At 72.4% G+C, this 15,833-nt stretch carries 15 protein-coding genes; 11 read left to right on the forward strand and 4 right to left on the reverse strand.

What is annotated here, in order from left to right; genetic code table 11:
- Positions 1-202: 202 nt before the first annotated feature.
- Entirely contained in the window at positions 203-1,135 is a 933-nt protein-coding gene (gene bdeA, locus OHT52_RS23935) for a bis(hydroxyethyl) terephthalate hydrolase (RefSeq protein WP_328722228.1), read from the forward strand.
- 70 nt (positions 1,136-1,205) lie between these two features.
- Here the strand turns inward: bdeA and OHT52_RS23940 are convergent, their stop codons facing one another.
- Positions 1,206-1,640 (reverse strand): hypothetical protein, encoded by a 435-nt coding sequence (locus tag OHT52_RS23940; RefSeq protein WP_327175214.1) that lies wholly within the window; start codon positions 1,638-1,640, stop codon positions 1,206-1,208.
- 198 nt (positions 1,641-1,838) lie between these two features.
- Positions 1,839-2,633, reverse strand: a complete 795-nt coding sequence (locus tag OHT52_RS23945) for an alpha/beta fold hydrolase (RefSeq protein ID WP_328722229.1) — start codon at positions 2,631-2,633, stop codon at positions 1,839-1,841.
- A 161-nt stretch (positions 2,634-2,794) separates the two neighbouring features.
- Between OHT52_RS23945 and OHT52_RS23950 the strand changes: the two genes are divergently transcribed.
- From OHT52_RS23950 to OHT52_RS23970, 5 genes are all read left to right on the forward strand, one after another.
- A complete protein-coding gene (locus OHT52_RS23950) occupies positions 2,795-5,575 on the forward strand; it encodes a helix-turn-helix transcriptional regulator (protein ID WP_328722230.1) in 2,781 nt (926 codons plus the stop codon).
- A gap of 27 nt (positions 5,576-5,602) precedes the next feature.
- Positions 5,603-5,896, forward strand: coding sequence for a hypothetical protein (locus OHT52_RS23955; RefSeq protein ID WP_328722231.1), 294 nt, complete (start codon positions 5,603-5,605; stop codon positions 5,894-5,896).
- 234 nt (positions 5,897-6,130) lie between these two features.
- Complete coding sequence (locus OHT52_RS23960) at positions 6,131-6,670, forward strand: hypothetical protein (protein ID WP_328722232.1); 540 nt, start codon at positions 6,131-6,133, stop codon at positions 6,668-6,670.
- Between the two features lie 9 nt (positions 6,671-6,679).
- Positions 6,680-7,006 (forward strand): hypothetical protein, encoded by a 327-nt coding sequence (locus OHT52_RS23965; protein ID WP_328722233.1) that lies wholly within the window; start codon positions 6,680-6,682, stop codon positions 7,004-7,006.
- Between the two features lie 182 nt (positions 7,007-7,188).
- On the forward strand, positions 7,189-8,028 hold the full coding sequence (locus OHT52_RS23970; protein WP_328722234.1) for an MBL fold metallo-hydrolase: 840 nt from the start codon (positions 7,189-7,191) through the stop codon (positions 8,026-8,028).
- On the opposite strand, the gene OHT52_RS23975 is transcribed toward OHT52_RS23970, so the two are convergent.
- Positions 8,004-8,951: a LysR substrate-binding domain-containing protein gene (locus OHT52_RS23975; protein WP_328722235.1), complete on the reverse strand. Its 948-nt coding sequence runs from the start codon at positions 8,949-8,951 to the stop codon at positions 8,004-8,006. The two genes, OHT52_RS23970 and OHT52_RS23975, sit on opposite strands and share 25 nt — an antisense overlap.
- 322 nt (positions 8,952-9,273) lie before the next feature.
- Here OHT52_RS23975 and OHT52_RS23980 point away from each other — a divergent pair, with 322 nt between their 5' ends.
- Both OHT52_RS23980 and OHT52_RS23985 read left to right on the forward strand, forming a co-directional pair.
- A complete protein-coding gene (locus tag OHT52_RS23980; protein ID WP_328722236.1) occupies positions 9,274-10,590 on the forward strand; it encodes a PucR family transcriptional regulator in 1,317 nt (438 codons plus the stop codon).
- Between the two features lie 141 nt (positions 10,591-10,731).
- Positions 10,732-12,351: a sodium/solute symporter gene (locus OHT52_RS23985; protein ID WP_328722237.1), complete on the forward strand. Its 1,620-nt coding sequence runs from the start codon at positions 10,732-10,734 to the stop codon at positions 12,349-12,351.
- A 65-nt stretch (positions 12,352-12,416) separates the two neighbouring features.
- Here the strand turns inward: OHT52_RS23985 and OHT52_RS23990 are convergent, their stop codons facing one another.
- Positions 12,417-13,049 (reverse strand): TIGR03085 family metal-binding protein, encoded by a 633-nt coding sequence (locus OHT52_RS23990; RefSeq protein ID WP_328722238.1) that lies wholly within the window; start codon positions 13,047-13,049, stop codon positions 12,417-12,419.
- A gap of 85 nt (positions 13,050-13,134) precedes the next feature.
- Here OHT52_RS23990 and hisI point away from each other — a divergent pair, with 85 nt between their 5' ends.
- The 3 genes from hisI to OHT52_RS24005 all read left to right on the forward strand — a co-directional run bounded on the left by hisI (position 13,135) and on the right by OHT52_RS24005 (position 15,763).
- Positions 13,135-13,530 carry a phosphoribosyl-AMP cyclohydrolase gene (gene hisI, locus OHT52_RS23995; RefSeq protein ID WP_328722239.1) on the forward strand — a complete coding sequence of 132 codons (396 nt, stop codon included), beginning with the start codon at positions 13,135-13,137 and terminating at the stop codon, positions 13,528-13,530.
- 11 nt (positions 13,531-13,541) lie between these two features.
- Positions 13,542-15,050, forward strand: coding sequence for an anthranilate synthase component I (locus tag OHT52_RS24000; RefSeq protein ID WP_328722240.1), 1,509 nt, complete (start codon positions 13,542-13,544; stop codon positions 15,048-15,050).
- 62 nt (positions 15,051-15,112) lie between these two features.
- Positions 15,113-15,763: a TIGR02234 family membrane protein gene (locus OHT52_RS24005; RefSeq protein ID WP_328722241.1), complete on the forward strand. Its 651-nt coding sequence runs from the start codon at positions 15,113-15,115 to the stop codon at positions 15,761-15,763.
- The last annotated feature ends 70 nt before the right edge of the window (positions 15,764-15,833 follow it).

A 15,833-nucleotide genomic window follows, 5' to 3' on the forward strand; every position in this document is an offset into this window, starting at 1 on the left:
TCACGCGTGCGCGGGCCGCCCGGCCCGAGGGGGAAGTGCGCGGCGAGACCGGCGATATCGCCGATGCGTGACGCCGGGGAGCATCGCCAGAGTGGCCAACGCCAGCGAACGACGCGGCGGTACCACGCGGAGCACCCCGGAGCCTCGGACGACGGCCACCGGGAGACGCCCGGCGGGGTACCCCCCACCGAGAGGATCCCCCGTGCAGCAGCTCCTCACCTCCGGCGACACCGCTCCGCACCACCGGACCCGCACGAGCCGACTCCGGGCCGTCAAGGGCCTGTTCGCCGCGGCGGCGGTCACCGCCGGCCTGCTCACCGCGTTCAGCCCCACCGGGGCGCAGGCCGCCACCAACCCCTACGAGCGCGGTCCCGCCCCGACCACCACGAGCATCGAGGCGCTGCGCGGCTCCTACGCCACCTCGCAGACCTCCGTCTCCTCGCTCGGCGTCTCCGGCTTCGGCGGCGGCACGATCTACTACCCGACGTCCACGGCGGACGGAACCTTCGGCGCGGTGGTCATCGCGCCCGGGTTCACCGCCTACCAGTCGAGCATCGCGTGGCTCGGCCCGCGCCTCGCCTCCCAGGGCTTCGTGGTCTTCACCATCGACACCAACACCACGCTCGACCAGCCCGACAGCCGGGGCCGACAGCTCCTCGCCGCGCTGGACTACCTCACGCAGAGCAGCTCCGTCCGCACCCGGATCGACTCCTCGCGCCTCGGCGTGATGGGCCACTCCATGGGCGGCGGCGGCACCCTGGAAGCGGCGAAGAGCCGCACCTCGCTCAAGGCGGCGATCCCGCTGACCGGCTGGAACACCGACACCACCTGGCCCGAGGTCCGCACGCCCACCCTGGTGATCGGCGCGGACGGCGACACCATCGCCCCGGTGCTCACCCACTCCAAGCCGTTCTACAACTCGCTGCCCAGCACACTGGACAAGGCGTACCTGGAGCTGCGGGCGGCCACCCACTTCACGCCGAACACCTCGAACACGACGATCGCGAAGTACAGCGTCTCGTGGCTGAAGCGCTTCATCGACAACGACACCCGCTACGAGCAGTTCCTCTGCCCGATCCCCTCGGCGAGCCTGACCATCGCCGAGTACCGGGGCACCTGCCCGCACACCTCGTAACCCGTCGTACGAACCGGAGCCGGACCGCCCGACACGGCGGTCCGGCTTCTCGTGTGCGGCCGCCCGTGGCTCAGCCCGCCACCGGCAGAGCGGCGGCTATCGCGTTCCGGTCCTTGCGGCCGACCAGCGGGAAGACGATCCGCAGCCCCTGTACGTCCTCGGGCGAGGAGACGACGAAGGACGAGTTGAGCAGGCGCTCCTTGATCTCGGTGCGGACCAGGCCCGCCCGCGCGAACGTCATCAGGTGCTCCCCGGTCCGGGCGATGTTCGGGTTGGCCCGGAAGACGAAGAAGTGGCGGTCGGTCATGACCAGATACATCGGCACCGGCACGGGGATCACGCTCATCGCGCCCGCGCTGAGGACCGCCGAGGCCACGGCGAAGGCGGCCGTCCTGCGTACGGAGACGGTTCTCAGGTTCACGATGGACGCCGCCTCGACCTGCTCCCCGGGGGCGAGCATGGGGGTGACGGCGGCGAGCAGCAGGCGGTGGCGCTTGGCGTTCATGACGTACTCCTGGAGAGGGCGGTGCGGAAGGCGGGGCAGAGGGTGGCCGGTGCGCCGCCGGTCGTCCTCCGTTCCGCCCCGCCCGGTCCGGGCAGGCGCGGGCGTGATGTCCCCTGCGGCAGCCGGACCACTCTGCCACACGTGATCGCGGGCCTCCGCGGGGGAGCCCCGCCCCTCATCCCGCCCTCACCTCGCCCCTCACCCCGCCGCGAGGAACTCCGTGATCGCGGCGGCGAATCCGGGCTCGCGCACCACCGTCAGGTGGTCGCCGGGAAGCACCGTGACCCGGGCGCCCCGGATCGCGCCGGCCAGCACCTCGGGGCGTACCGCCAGCGGGTCGGCGTCCCCGGCGAGTACGAGCGTGGGCACCGCGATCCGGTCCAGCGGCACCGGGCCCCGGAACGCCGCGCGTATCTGGGCGGCCAGCGCGTGCCGGTCGGAGCCGGTGGCGTCCGCCAACGCCCGGAAGCCGCGCGCCTGCTCGGGGACGGTCGCGAGGTCGTCGGCGGTCAGCGCGGCCGACACCAGTTCGGGCGGCATCGCCCGGGTGTCCAGGCCGCCGACCTCCACCACGCCCGCGCCGACGCCGCCGGCCACCAGCCGCCCGACCCGGGGGTCGGACGCCGCCGTGAGCAGGGCGACGACCGCGCCCATCGAGTACCCGGCGAGGTGGTACTCGTCCGCCTCCAGCCGGTCGGCCAGGAGCCGGACGTCGCCCGCCATCAACTCCTCTCCGAAACCCTCTTCGTGCGGCCGGTCGGAGGTGCCGTGACCCCGGGCGTCCAGCGCGTACACCCGGCGGCCGGCCGTGAGGAGGGCCTCCACCACTCCGGGGCCGTCCCAGTTCAGCCGGGCGTGCGCGGCGAAACCGTGCAGCAGCACCACCGGAGGCAGGGCCGGATCGGGATCGCGGGACCAGGACCAGTACCGCAGGGTCAGTCCGTCCTCGGTGCGGAGTCCGGTGTGTTGTTCGGTGCGGAGCGGGATCGTCATGGCACGAAAGTACGGTCGGGGACCGGCGGGCGCGCCGGAGCCTGTGCGCGCGCACAGCCCAAAGGCCGTTCTCCTGGGACGGCGCACCGCACCGGGGCGTTCGGGCCGAAGGAGCGGACGCGCGTCTTCCGGCCCTGTTCACGCGGACGTAACGTGCCGGTGTGACTCCCTCGACGACCGTGCACAGTCCGCTCCGGCTGTACGGCCGCAGCGGTGAACTCGCCATAGTGGAAACCCTCTTGGGCCGCCTCGCGCAGGGCGACGGCGGTGCGCTCGTGGTGACCGCGCCGCCCGGCCTCGGCCGCAGCGCCCTGCTGGACGCGGCGGCCGAAACGCACCGCGCCCGCCATCACGGCCCCGTGCTGCACGTGACGGCCGTCCCCGCCGAGCGCCGCCTCCCGCACAGTGGGCTGCACGCCCTGCTCGGCTCGGCCCCCGGCCCGCTCTCCGTACCCCCCGAGCACGTGCTGCGCTCCGGCATCACCCCCGACGCGCTGCTCACCCTGCTGCGGGAGACCGGCGCCGACCGCCCGGTGCTGGTCTGCGTGGACGACGCGCACGCCTGGGACTCCCCGTCCCGGGAGGCCCTCGGCTTCGCGGCCCGCCGGCTCGGGGCGGGCAGCCGGGCAGCCGTGCTGATCGCGTCGGCCGACGAGACGAGCTTCGCCGGACTGCCCGCACTGCGCCTCGGCCCGCTCGACGACGAGGCGGCGTCCTGCCTGCTGGAGCGCCTCACCGGCAGGTCCCCCGACATCGACCCGGGGGTCCGCGGCGAGTTGCTGCGGGAGGCGGCGGGCAACCCGCGACTGCTCGCCGGGCTCGTCGGGCACCTCACCCCGGACCAACTGGCCGGCCGCACGGTGCTGCCCTTCCCGCTGCCCGGCGGCGAGAGCGTGATCGACGCCCACGCCGCCCAGCTCGACGGCCTCCCCGCCGAGACCCGCGCCCTCCTGCTGCTGGCCGCCGCCGCCCAGGAGCACGAGCCGGAGGGCACCGGAGCCGACGCCGGACTCCTGCTGCGGGCCGGCAACCGGGCCGGGCTCGGCGCCACCCTGCTCGACCGCGTGCTCTTCGGCCCCGGCGGCATCCCCGGAGTCCTCGAACGCACCGGCAGCCGCGTCCACTTCAGCCACCCCCTGCTCGGCCGCGCGGTGCTGCGGCACGCCCCGCCCGCGCACCGGCGGGCCGCCCACGAACTCCTTGCCGCGCTCCTCGGCCAGGCCTCCGCGCATCAGCTGCCCGCCCTGGTGCAGCGGGCCTGCGCGGCCCCGGCGCCGGACGCCGTCCTCGCGAGCGCGCTGGAGCGGGCGGCCACCGCGCCCCGGCCGTACGCCGAACGCTCGGCCGCCCTCACCCGCGCCGCCCTGCTCTCCACCGACGAGGCGGACCGGGCCGCCCGGTTCGCCGAAGCCGCCGAGCACGCCCGCCTCGCGGGCGACACCGGCCGCGCCCGCGCCCTCCTCACCCGGGTCGCCGCCGCCCCGGGCACTCCCCTGCCCGGGGCCGTACCGGCGGGCGGGCTCACCCGGTTCACGCGCGGGATGCTCGCCCTGCGGGACGGACCGGCCACCGACGCCCGCGAGGCGCTGCTCGCCGCCGCGGCACACCTCGCGCCGCACGACCCGGCGCGCGCCCTCTCCGCGCTGCTCGCCGCGGCCGAGGCCGCCTGGGCGGGCGGGGACGCCATCGCCTACCTCGACGCACTGAACCGCATCCCCGGGCGTCCGCACGACCCGGCCGTCGCGCCCTATCTCGCGGGCGTACGAGCCGTGTTCGCGGGACGGATGGCCGAGGGCCACGAGCTGCTCGGGCAGTGCCTGCGCGCCGCCGAAGCCGGCGAGGACCCCTGGGCGCTGCTCCGGGCCGGCGCCTGCGCGCTGGTCGTCGGCGAGGCCGAGAGCGCCTGCCGGGCCGGGGCCCGCGCGCTCGCCGCCGTACGGAGCAAGGGCCCCGAGGTCCTCCTCGCGCACGCCCTCGAACAGCTCGCCTACGCCGAACTGCGGGCAGGCCGGCACGCCAGGGCGCGGGCGCACGCACTGGAGGGCCTGCACGCGGCCCGCCGTAACGGGCAGTCCAACGCCACCACCCATCTGCACGCGGTGCTCGCGCTCACCGCCTCGGTGGAGGGGCCCGCCGAGGCGTGCGCGGCCCACGCGGACACCGCGCTGGCGGGGGCCGGACCGCACGGGCTCGCCCAGGCCGCCACGCTGGCCACCTGGGCGGTGGCCCGCGCCGACCTGGCGGCGGGCCGCACGGGCGAGGCGGCGGCCCGGCTCGCCCCTCTGGTGCGCCCCGGCCCCCGCCACGGCCACTTCGGCATCCGGATGCTCGCCCTGCCGTGCTACGTCGAAGCCGCCGTCCTGGCCGGCCACGGTACCGAGTGGGCCGACGAACTCGCCGACGCCGTAAGAGAGTTCTCCATCTGGACCAGCCGCACCACCGACCCGCACGCGCCCGCCCAGCTCGCCCGCTGCCGCGCGCTGCTGGCCCCCGCCGACGAGGCCGAGGCGCGGTACGCCCAGGCACTCGCCCATCACGACCGGGCCGGCGGCGACTTCGAGCGCGCCCGCACCCAACTCCTCTACGGCCAGTGGCTGCGCAGACGCCGGCGCACCCGGGAGGCGCGCGGCCCGCTCCGCGACGCCCTGGTCGGCTTCGAACGATGCTCCGCCCGCGCCTGGGTGGACCGGGCCACCGGTGAACTGCGCGCCGCGGGCGAGGCGGTGGACCCCCCGGCCACCGACGCCGGGCCGTCGGTGGCGCTCACCCCCCAGCAGCAGCGGATCGCCCGCTGCGTGGCGGAAGGGGCCACCAACCGGGAGATAGCCCGGCGGCTCTCGGTCAGCCCGCGCACGGTCGACCACCACCTGCGCAACATCTTCGCCCTCCTCGGGGTCCGCTCCCGCACCGAACTGGCCCGGGTGATGGACCGTTGGTCCTGAGGGCGGCGGGAGCGGGACGATCCGGCCATGGACCGACCGCCCTACTCGGCTGCTTGGCTCGCGCGATGGCGTCAGGAGATCACGGACGTGGCGGGCGCGATGTTCCTGACCTCCGAGGAGACGCACGGCTTCGCGCCCGGTGACAACCGGGTTCGCGTCGCCGACGAGGACGACCGCCGCGCTGCCCGCCTGACCGGCAAAACCCGCAGACGGGAGTTACGGAAGCCAAGGCTCCGACTGCTCTCGGCCGCCGCCCGGCTCATCACGACCGCCCGCCGCGGCACCTACGGTTCACCCGCCACTGGCCCTGGACCGACGTGATCACCGACGCCGTCGAACGACTCGAAACCCTCCCGAACCCCGGTTGACCAGCGGTCCCTCGAAGAACCGACGGGCCGTCACGAAAGATCGAGGTCAACCGGTCTGCGGATCGTCTCAGCGCGCGCACCGTGACCTATGGTCATGCTGGGTTGCTGAAATATCGCACTGAAGGGCGCTAATCGGGCCAGTAGGGGATCTATTATTTGAGCATCAGTCACAGCGAAGGAATATCCGATGATCTACACCGTTGAGTGCAGCTTTGCCGAGCCGACACGAGAAGAGGAGTGGAACGAGTTCTACTCCGAACGGAAGCTGCCTGCGCTCATCTCCGTCACGGGCTTTCACACCTCACAGCGGTTCAAGGCGATCAGCTCCGGATGTCCCACCTACCTCGCAGCCCACACCGTCGAAGGGCTGGAGGTGCTCAGTGGGGATGAGTACGCAGAGAAGGGCGGCGGTAATTTCGCCCGATGGCAGCCCGACATCATCGACTGGCACCGCAACCTGTACAGCGGACCGAGCCGGGTGCCTGATATCTCTGCGGACGAATACCTGGTTCTGGGCTCGACCGGCCCCGATGCTCTGACGAGGCTAGGTCTCATTTCGCAGCCCATGCGCGCCGTCGCGATGGAAAAGAACCCGGAACAGCGCTGGATGGCCGCGACCGCGAACTCCGGTTTCACGCTCCCCACGAAGCTGCCGGATGGTGTCCACGTCTATGTGGCGATAACTCCTCAGCTCAGGGCCACAGCATCTTTGGCAGCCTTCGAATAAGGGGCCGGCATGCCGAACGTAACGCTGTACGTGGAATCCGGGGCCATGCCGACGGACGAGTCACTGGAAGCACTTACCGACCAGTGCGTTGAGCTGTGCACCAGCACGCTGCAGGCTGCGCTCGAGAACGTGCACATCGTCTACGTTTCCGTGCGAAAGGGCAGAGGGCACCCGGTTTTTGCGGAAATCCTTTTCCGCGAGGAGCCGTTCCGCCCGCCGGCGGTCATGGGCCACTTTATGCAACAGGTCAGTGATGCGGTCACTGATACCCTCGGCCTCACCGCACGTATCCGTTGCTTCAGTTTCTCGAAGCAACACATTCACGCCCTCAACTAAGGGCTGTCCTGCAATTCCTGGCGGATGCGCGACGACATCTACGGCACCTCGCCGCGTTGTCGGAACGTCCCGCTACATCCAGTACGCGGACGCCCCTCCGCCTTGCGATGCGCCGCATCCGACGCCGCGCACCGATCCACCACGAATTGCGGGACAACCGTTGGCGAGACAGGAGCAAAATAATGACACCTCCGCTCTTCCCCACCCGAAAGATCGGCCTGTACACGGTTACCGCCATCAGTGACGGTTATCTCACAGCGAGCCTGGACCTGCTCACGAACGTCGACCGTCAGGAGGCATCAGCGTTGCAGCGGCGAGGCGGGCTGAATGATCAGTCGCCCATGCACATCAACAGCTACCTGGTACGTGGTGCCGGCCACACCGTCCTTGTGGACGCCGGGGCCGGCGGCGTCAAGCAATGGGGCGGTCACTTGACGGCCAGTCTGCCACTGGCAGGGGTGCAACCCTCGGACATCGACGCTGTCCTTCTTACGCACGCGCACCCGGACCATGTCGGGGGCCTGCTCGACGGTTCCGGGCGTGCCGCTTTCCCCAACGCCGAACTCCTGATTCACCACCGCGAGGTCGCCTTCTGGCAGAACGACAGCAACCTCGCGCATGCGAACGAACGCGCTCGGGGAAACTTCCAGACAGCTCGCAACGCCCTCGATGCCTATGGCGGCAGACTCCGCGGGTTCGCCCAAGGTGAGGTCTTGCCCGGAATTTCGGCAACACCACTTCCCGGCCACACGGAGGGGCACACGGGCTATCTCATCAGCTCCGAAGGCCAGGGCATGTTCTTCTGGGGCGACACCGTTCATTTCCCGACTGTCCAAGTGGCGCGGCCCGACGCATCGGTCACGCTGGACAACGATCCGACCCGCGCCGCCGAAACGCGCGTCCGGGTGCTCGAAATGGTCAGTGCTGAGCAGCTGATCGTCGCTGGCCCCCATCTCGACGACCGAGGATTCGCCCGGATCGAGCGGGTGAACGGCGGCTATTCGATCACGGATGAGGGATGAGCAACCGCGACTTCTGGCGCGGCAGGAGAAGAGTCCGGTTCTGCTACGGCCACCAGCCAATCAGAGAACTCGTCCAGAAGTTTCGAACGAGAGCTCCGCGAGTTGTTGACGAGGATGAATTCCTTGGCTGTCTGCTGTCCGGGCGGACCGACTGCAACAAGTTTTCCCGTTCGCAATTCGTCCACAATGTAGAGATAAGGGACGAGCGCCACACCCAAGCCGACGAGAGCCGCTTCGATCAACATGGAGAACTGCTCGAAGCGGCCACCGGCCGTCGCTTCCTGAAGGCTGAGCCCGAACTCACGAGAGTAACTGCGCCAACTTTCAGGCGTCGCCGTTTTATGCAACAGCGGCAAGCGGGGCAATGCCCCAGAAGTCGTACTGTGCCCCCGTGGCACGAGATCGGCCCTGCACACGGGGATCAAGGAAGTGCGGAACAAGTGCCTCGATTCAGCCTCTGACCACGCGGGATGAGCGAAGGTGACCGCAGCATCAAAGGCGCTGCCGTTCAGCACAAAAGGATCGTTTCGAGTGCTCAGATTCACCATCACGTCCGGATGCTCGCGCGAGAACGACGGAAGCCGTGGTACCAGCCATCTGGATGCGAACGTCCCGATCACCGCGAGCTCCAGTACCTGCTGCTGCGGCGGCGACGCCATCACCTGAAACGTTGACCGCTCCAACGACACGAGCAAACGCCCCACCTCTTCGGCATAGCGCGCCCCGTGCGCCGTCAGCTCGACACGATTGCCGCCCCGAAGGAACAAGGCAATACCGAGGAATGCTTCCAGCCGTGCCACCTGCCGACTGATCGCCCCTTCCGTGACGACCAGCTCCTGTGCGGCAAGCGAAAACCTGCCATGACGTGCCGCAGCCTCGAAGGCGAGCAACGTCGAAGTGCTGGGAATCTGCCTGGCCGCCATAGCTGCCGCCTTCCTTGAGCCTGACCAATGGTAAACCCAGGGCATTTCGAGACACCGCTGGCTCCGCCGCGCCTCCGTGTTTCGCCGACGCGGGCGCGCCCCTCCGCCCCGCCCGGCCGTTCGTGCTTCACCCGCCTCCGTGGCCGAATGTGTCCGGCAGGTTGCCGGACCGTGATGATAAGAACCACGCACACCCCTAGGTACCGACTGGCCGGTATGCCATTCTGCGGGCGTCAGGATCGTTCGGTTGCGCTCGCGCCCTGCCGGGCCGGGCGCCCGGGCCGGCGCCCACGGGCCCGGCCGATTCCCGGTGGAGGCCCCCATGCCACAGGTCGTACGTCCTCGGATCAGGGCGCTGCACGCGACGCCCCCGGTAACACCGCTGCCCCAGCGGTTCCGCTCGCTGGCCGACCGGGAGGCGATCGAGGTGCTGCACCGCTCGGCCCGGGTGCTGCTCGAAGAGCTGCCCGAGCTGACGGAACGGCTGGTCGAGGTGTTGTACGAGCAGGAGCCCGGCTACCGGACGGCGATCGAGTCCACCCGTGCCGACATCTGGCAGGAGGTCCACCACTCCCTGCGTCACAACGTCGGCTCGCTGATCCAGCCCCGCGAGTTCCGCGAGGCGGCGCACCGCACCACCCGCTGGATCGGGGAGATCAGGGCCGAGCAGGGCGTGCCGCTCGACGCCGTCCTGCACGCGTTCCGCCTCGGCGGCGCGATGGTGTGGCAGGGCCTCGTGGACGAGACCGCCCGCCGCGACCCCGAGGACGTCCGCCTCCTCGTCCATGTCGCCGCCGACGTGTGGAACTTCGTCGACGAACACTGCGGAGTCCTCACCGACGCCTACCGGCAGGCGGCACAGCGCATCGACTGGCGCCGCGAGAACCGCCAGCGGCTCATGACCGCCGCCCTGTTGGACGGCACCGCCCGCATCGCCGACCTTCCCGGTGCCGCGACGGTGCTGGGGCTGCGGGAGGACGGCCGGTACGCGGTCCTCGCCGTACGTACGGCCCAGCGCGCGCCGCACGCGGCGACCTCCCCGCCCGTGGTCCTCCCGGACGGGGTCGCCGCGCTCTGGCACACCGGCCCCGATGTCGAACTGGCCGTCGTGGCACTGGAATCCGCCGTCGCGGACGCGGACGCGCCGGAGGGGTGTGCCGAAACGGGTACGGACGGCGTACTGGCCCGCCTCGCCGCCGGCCTGACCGCCCCGGCCGGTACGGCCGTCGGGGTCGGCTCCGCCGTCGAAGGGCTCGCCGCGCTCGGTGAGGCCCGTCGACTCGCCGAGACCGCGCTGCGGGCCTGCCCGGCCTCCGGCGGCGTCGTCCTGCTCGACGCGCACCTGCCGACCGCGCTGGTGGTCTCCTCGCCCGCCCTCGGGACCGCGCTCGCCCACCGGGTACTGGGCCCCCTCGACGGCATCGACCCCGCCGACCGGGACGTCCTCATCGAGACGCTCACCGCCTGGCTCGAAGCCGACGGCTCGGCCCAGCGGGCCGGAGCGCGGCTCTACTGCCACCGCAACACCGTGCTGAACCGGCTGCGACGGTTCGAGCAACTCACCGGGCGCTGTCTGACCCGTCCGGCGGACGCGGTGGAGGTCTGCCTGGCGCTGGCGGCCCGCAGACTGCTCGGCTGATGCCGACCAACGTGCCGGCAGAGCGAGTTCGAGTGGTCCGGATGTGCCGGCACACAAGGAGCGGGCCCGCCGCCTGTACCGGTGCATCCATGAACGCCCGCTCCCTGTACGGCGATTGCCCCCTCTGGTGGCGTACCCGTCATGTCCTCCCTTACCGACGCGCGTTCCCTCGCAGTGGTGATCTTCCTCGGGTTCGTCGCCCTCTCCCTGCTGCTCTGCGGCCTCGCCGCGGCCGATCAGGACGACCCGGAACACTTCTACGCGGGCGGCGGCGCCGCCCTCGGGCCCGTCGGCGGGGGACTCGCCATCGCCGGGGACTACATCTCCGCCGCCACCCTGCTCTCCACCACCGGCTCCGTGGCGCTCGCCGGGTTCGACGGGGTGGCCTTCGCGCTCGCGACGGTCGCCTCGCTGGTGCTCGTCATGCGCGTCCTCTCCGAACGGCTGCGCGCCGCGGGGGTGTTCACCCTCGGCGACTTCCTCGCGAAACGGCTCGAAGACCCCTCGGTCCGCAAGGCCCTGGGCATCGCCACCCTGGCCGTGCTGGCACCCCTGCTGCTCGTCCAGCTCACCACCGCGGGCAAGGTGATGGCGGCCATGTTCGGGCTGCCGGACGGGGCGGTCACCGGATGCACCGTCGCCAGCGGGGCCCTGATGGTCGGCTACTCCGCCTTCGGCGGGATGCGCGGCACCGGATACGTCCAGATCCTCAAGGTGGGCGTGGTGGTGGCCGTCGTCACGCTGCTCGCCGGACTCGTCCTCGCCCGGTACGGCTGGTCACCCCTCGCCCTCTTCGACGCCGCGCGCGAGGGCAGCGGGGCCGGCTCCCACTACGCCTCGCCCGGCGCCCAGTTCGGCCGCACCGGCACCGGGGCGCTGGACCTGACCGGGTTCCTGGTCACCCTTCTCCTGGGCGCCGCCTGCATGCCGCACCTCACCATGCGCCTGCACCCGCTGCGCGACGCCCGCACCGCGCGCCGGGTGCGGGCCTGGGCCGTCGCCCCGGTCGCCGTCCTCTGCGCCGGGATCGTCGTCGTGGGACTCGGCGCCTCGGCCCTGCTCGGCGCGGACGTACTGCGCGCCGGGGACCCCGGCGGCAACACCGCCCTGCTGATGGTGACCGGCGCGCTCGACCCCGGCGCGGCCGGTCCCCGCCAGAGCCTGCTGTTCGCCCTCGTCGCCTGCGCCGCCTTCGCCACCACCCTCGCCGCGGTGGCCGGCATCACCCTCGCCGCCGCCTCCAGCGTCGCCCGGGACTTCCGGGTGCACTCGGGCGCCCAGGGCGAGGGCCGGGCGTCCGCCCGGGAGATCCGCCGGGCCCGCTGGGCCGTCCTCGCGATCGGCGCGCTCGCCGTCCTCGTCTCCGCGTACACCCACGAGCGCAACCCGCAGGTCCTGCTCTCGCTCTCCTTCGCGGCCGCCGCGTCCGTCCTGCCGCCGGTCCTGCTGAACGCCCTCTTCCGGCCCGGCTTCACCGCGCGGGGGGTGCGCTGGACCGTCTACGGCACCCTGCCGCTGATCCTGCTGCTGATGGCGTTCTCACCGGCGGTCTCGGGGACCCCGATCGCCCTCTTCCCGGACCACGACTTCCACTGGTTCCCCCTGCAGACCCCGGGGCTCGTCACCGTTCCGGCCGGTTTCCTGCTGGCCTTCCTCGGCTCCCGCCGCCCCGCCCGGACCCGCCGGGACGGCGCCACCGGACCGGCCCGCCACAGGGTGCGGGCCACCGCCACGCACGGCCATGGCGCACCCCGGGCCTGAGAGGACGGCGTACGCGGGGAGGACGGCCCTTACGCGGGGGAGCGCGGCCTGCGCGGGGCCGCTCCTCACATCCCCAGCTGCGACAGCTGGAGCCGCTCCACCGCGTCCTCCTCGCCCTCCAGGCCCACCGTCGTCGCCGACTGCCGCCCGAACGCGAAGAGCAGCAGCTCGCCCGGCTCCCCGGTCACCGTCACCACCGGCGTGCCCTTGCGCGCCACCGCCGTACGCCCGTCCGGGCGGCGCAGCACCAGCCCCACCGGGGAGCGGTGCCCCAGCATCCGGGCGGTCCGCTCCATGCGCGCCCACAGGACGTCGGCGAACACCGGGTCCAGCTCCCGCCGGGACCAGTCGGGCTGCGCCCGGCGGACGTCCTCGGCGTGCACGTAGAACTCCACCGTGTTGGCCGCCTCGTCCACCTGCTTCAGGCCGAACGGGGAGAAGCGCGGCGGACCCGTGCGGATGAGCTGGATCAGCTCCTCGTAAGGCTTCTCCGCGTACTCCTGCCGCACCCGCTCCATACGGCCCTTCAGCGGGCCCAGCACGATCCCCGCAGCCGCGTCCGCCCGCCGCTCGCGCACCACCACGTGAGCGGCCAGATCCCGGGTCAGCCAGCCCTCGCACAGGGTCGGCGCCCCGGGGCCCGCCGCCTCCAACAGGTCGGCTAGCAGAAGACGTTCGCGCTTCGCGTGGGTCGACATGCCAGCCAGCCTACGACCGCGGCACACGGTCCGCCCAGTGGACCGGGCACCTTCCGGCGCCGGTGCGCGCGGCACAATGGGGCCCATGAGCAGCACGCCCCCGTCCGGCACGCCCGGTAACCCGCCCGCAGGCACCCTCGATCCCGCCGTTGCCGCGCGCCTCAAGCGCGGTGCGGACGGACTCGTCCCCGCCATCGCCCAGCAGTACGACACCGGTGAGGTGCTCATGCTCGGCTGGATGGACGACGAGGCCCTGCACCGCACCCTGACCACCGGCCGCTGCACCTACTGGTCCCGCAGCCGTCAGGAGTACTGGGTCAAGGGCGACACATCGGGCCACACCCAGCGTGTCGTCTCCGTCGCCCTCGACTGCGACGCCGACACCGTCCTCGTCAAGGTCGACCAGACGGGCGCCGCCTGCCACACCGGCGCGCGCACCTGCTTCGACCGAGACGTCCTGCTCACCCCCGACACCCAGTGAGGCCGGCCGACATGGATCTCGACACCTTCCGCAAGCTGGCCGTCGACCGGCGCGTCATCCCCGTCGTCCGGCGGCTCCTCGCGGACGGCGACACCCCGGTCGGGCTCTACCGGAAACTCGCCGCCGAACGCCCCGGCACCTTCCTGCTGGAATCCGCGGAGAACGGCCGCACCTGGTCGCGGTACTCCTTCATCGGGGTCCGCAGCCACGCCACCCTCACCGCCCGCGACGGCCAGGCCCACTGGATCGGCACCCCGCCCGTCGGCGTCCCGCTGGACGGCGACCCGCTCCAGGCGCTCCGCGCCACCACCGAGGCGCTGCACACCCCCCGCGACCTCGCGGGCACCGAGGGACTGCCGCCCTTCACCGGCGGCATGGTCGGCTACCTCGGCTACGACATCGTGCGCCGCCTGGAACGCATCGGCGACCACGGCGGCGACGACCTCGGCCTCCCCGAGCTGACCATGATGCTCACCTCCGACCTCGCCGTGCTCGACCACTGGGACGGCACCGTCCTGCTGATCGCCAACGCGATCAACCACAACGACCTGGAGAGCGGCGTCGAGGAGGCGTACACCGACGCCGTCAGCCGGCTCGACGCCATGGAACGCGACCTGCGCCGCCCCGTCGAGAACGCCCCCGCCGTCCTGCCCCCCTCCGAGCTGCCGCCGTACACCGCCCTCTGGGGCGGCGCGGCCTACCAGGAGGCCGTCGAGGACATCAAGGAGCGCATCCGGGCCGGCGAGGCCTTCCAGGTCGTGCCCTCCCAGCGCTTCGAGACGCCCTGCACCGCGAGCGCGCTCGACGTCTACCGGGTGCTGCGGGCCACCAACCCGTCCCCGTACATGTACCTCTTCCGCTTCGACGGCTTCGACGTCGTCGGCTCCAGCCCCGAGGCCCTGGTCAAGGTCGAGGACGGCCGCGCCATGGTCCACCCCATCGCCGGCACCCGGCACCGGGGCGCCACCCCGCAGGAGGACCAGGCCCTCGCCGAGGAACTCCTCGCCGACCCCAAGGAGCGCGCCGAGCACCTCATGCTCGTCGACCTCGGCCGCAACGACCTCGGCCGCGTCTGCGAACCCGGCAGCGTGGAAGTGGTCGACTTCATGTCCGTCGAGAAGTACTCCCACGTGATGCACATCGTCTCGACCGTCACCGGCCGCGTCGCCGAGGACCGCACCGCCTTCGACGTCCTCACCGCCTGCTTCCCGGCCGGCACCCTCTCCGGGGCGCCCAAGCCGCGCGCCATGCAGATCATCGAGGAGCTCGAACCCAACCGCAGAGGACTGTACGGAGGCTGCGTCGGCTACCTCGACTTCGCGGGCGACTCCGACACCGCCATCGCCATCCGCACCGCGCTGCTGCGCGACGGCACCGCCTACGTCCAGGCCGGAGCGGGCGTCGTCGCCGACTCCGACCCGGTGGCCGAGGACAACGAGTGCCGGAACAAGGCCGCCGCGGTGCTCCGCGCCGTCCACACGGCCAACCGGCTCCGCGACCACGGAGCGCCCACCGGGTGACCCGCCCGGCCGGCTCCGGCCGATCAGGGGCCACCCGACGGTCGCGGGGACGGTAGGGGATAGTGGAAGGCGTGAGCGCCGTCCCCGTACCCCAGCCCCGTGCCCGTACCACCGCGTCCGACGCCCCCGGCAGCCGCCGGAGCCTGGCCCTCGGGCTGCTCCTCGGCGCGGTCGGGGCCGCCGTCGTGCTGCTCGCCTCCGGGCAGACCTGGGCCCGGGGCGACGCCCTCGTCGCCGGCGGCAGCCTCCCGCTGACCGCCGACGGACAGGACGTCACCGGCGTCCCCGCCGCGCTGGCGATCGTCGGCCTCGCCGCCCTGGTCGCCGTCTTCGCCGTCCGGGGCACCGGGCGCTACGTCGTCTCCGCGCTGCTGGCCGTCAGCGGCCTCGGAGCCGGCCTGAGCGCCTGGTCCGGCGCCTCGGACAGCGCCGCCCTGGACGAGAAGGCCGCCGCCGCCACCGCTGACGGCGCCTCCACCATCGACGCCCTCAGCCACACCGCGTGGCCCTTCGTCACCGCCGTCGGCGGGCTGTTCATCCTGATCGCCGGCGTGCTCGCGCTCCGCTTCGGAAGCCGCTGGCCCACCATGTCCGGCCGCTACGAGCGCGACGGGACCCCCCGCCCCCGCAAGGCCCCCGCGCGCCCCCGGGACCCCGACCGGCCCGAGGAACTGTGGAAGGCCCTGGACCGGGGCGAGGACCCCACGGGCTGAAGCGGGTTCCGGAAAGGATCGCCGGCCACCCGGGAAGGCCCCGGACACGACCGGGACCAACGACCCCCCG

The organism is Streptomyces sp. NBC_00247 (genome assembly GCF_036188265.1).
Taxonomy (GTDB): Bacteria; Actinomycetota; Actinomycetes; order Streptomycetales; family Streptomycetaceae; genus Streptomyces.

Bases quoted from the DNA above. Each gene is read 5' to 3' on its own strand.
- OHT52_RS23940 (WP_327175214.1), bottom strand. From the start codon at position 1,640: ATGAACGCCAAGCGCCACCGCCTGCTGCTCGCCGCCGTCACCCCCATG.
- OHT52_RS23945 (WP_328722229.1), bottom strand. From the start codon at position 2,633: ATGACGATCCCGCTCCGCACCGAACAACACACCGGACTCCGCACCGAG.
- OHT52_RS23955 (WP_328722231.1), top strand. From the start codon at position 5,603: ATGGACCGACCGCCCTACTCGGCTGCTTGGCTCGCGCGATGGCGTCAG.
- OHT52_RS23960 (WP_328722232.1), top strand. From the start codon at position 6,131: ATGATCTACACCGTTGAGTGCAGCTTTGCCGAGCCGACACGAGAAGAG.
- OHT52_RS23965 (WP_328722233.1), top strand. From the start codon at position 6,680: ATGCCGAACGTAACGCTGTACGTGGAATCCGGGGCCATGCCGACGGAC.
- OHT52_RS23970 (WP_328722234.1), top strand. From the start codon at position 7,189: ATGACACCTCCGCTCTTCCCCACCCGAAAGATCGGCCTGTACACGGTT.
- OHT52_RS23975 (WP_328722235.1), bottom strand. From the start codon at position 8,951: ATGGCGGCCAGGCAGATTCCCAGCACTTCGACGTTGCTCGCCTTCGAG.
- OHT52_RS23980 (WP_328722236.1), top strand. From the start codon at position 9,274: ATGCCACAGGTCGTACGTCCTCGGATCAGGGCGCTGCACGCGACGCCC.
- OHT52_RS23985 (WP_328722237.1), top strand. From the start codon at position 10,732: ATGTCCTCCCTTACCGACGCGCGTTCCCTCGCAGTGGTGATCTTCCTC.
- OHT52_RS23990 (WP_328722238.1), bottom strand. From the start codon at position 13,049: ATGTCGACCCACGCGAAGCGCGAACGTCTTCTGCTAGCCGACCTGTTG.
- hisI (WP_328722239.1), top strand. From the start codon at position 13,135: ATGAGCAGCACGCCCCCGTCCGGCACGCCCGGTAACCCGCCCGCAGGC.
- OHT52_RS24000 (WP_328722240.1), top strand. From the start codon at position 13,542: ATGGATCTCGACACCTTCCGCAAGCTGGCCGTCGACCGGCGCGTCATC.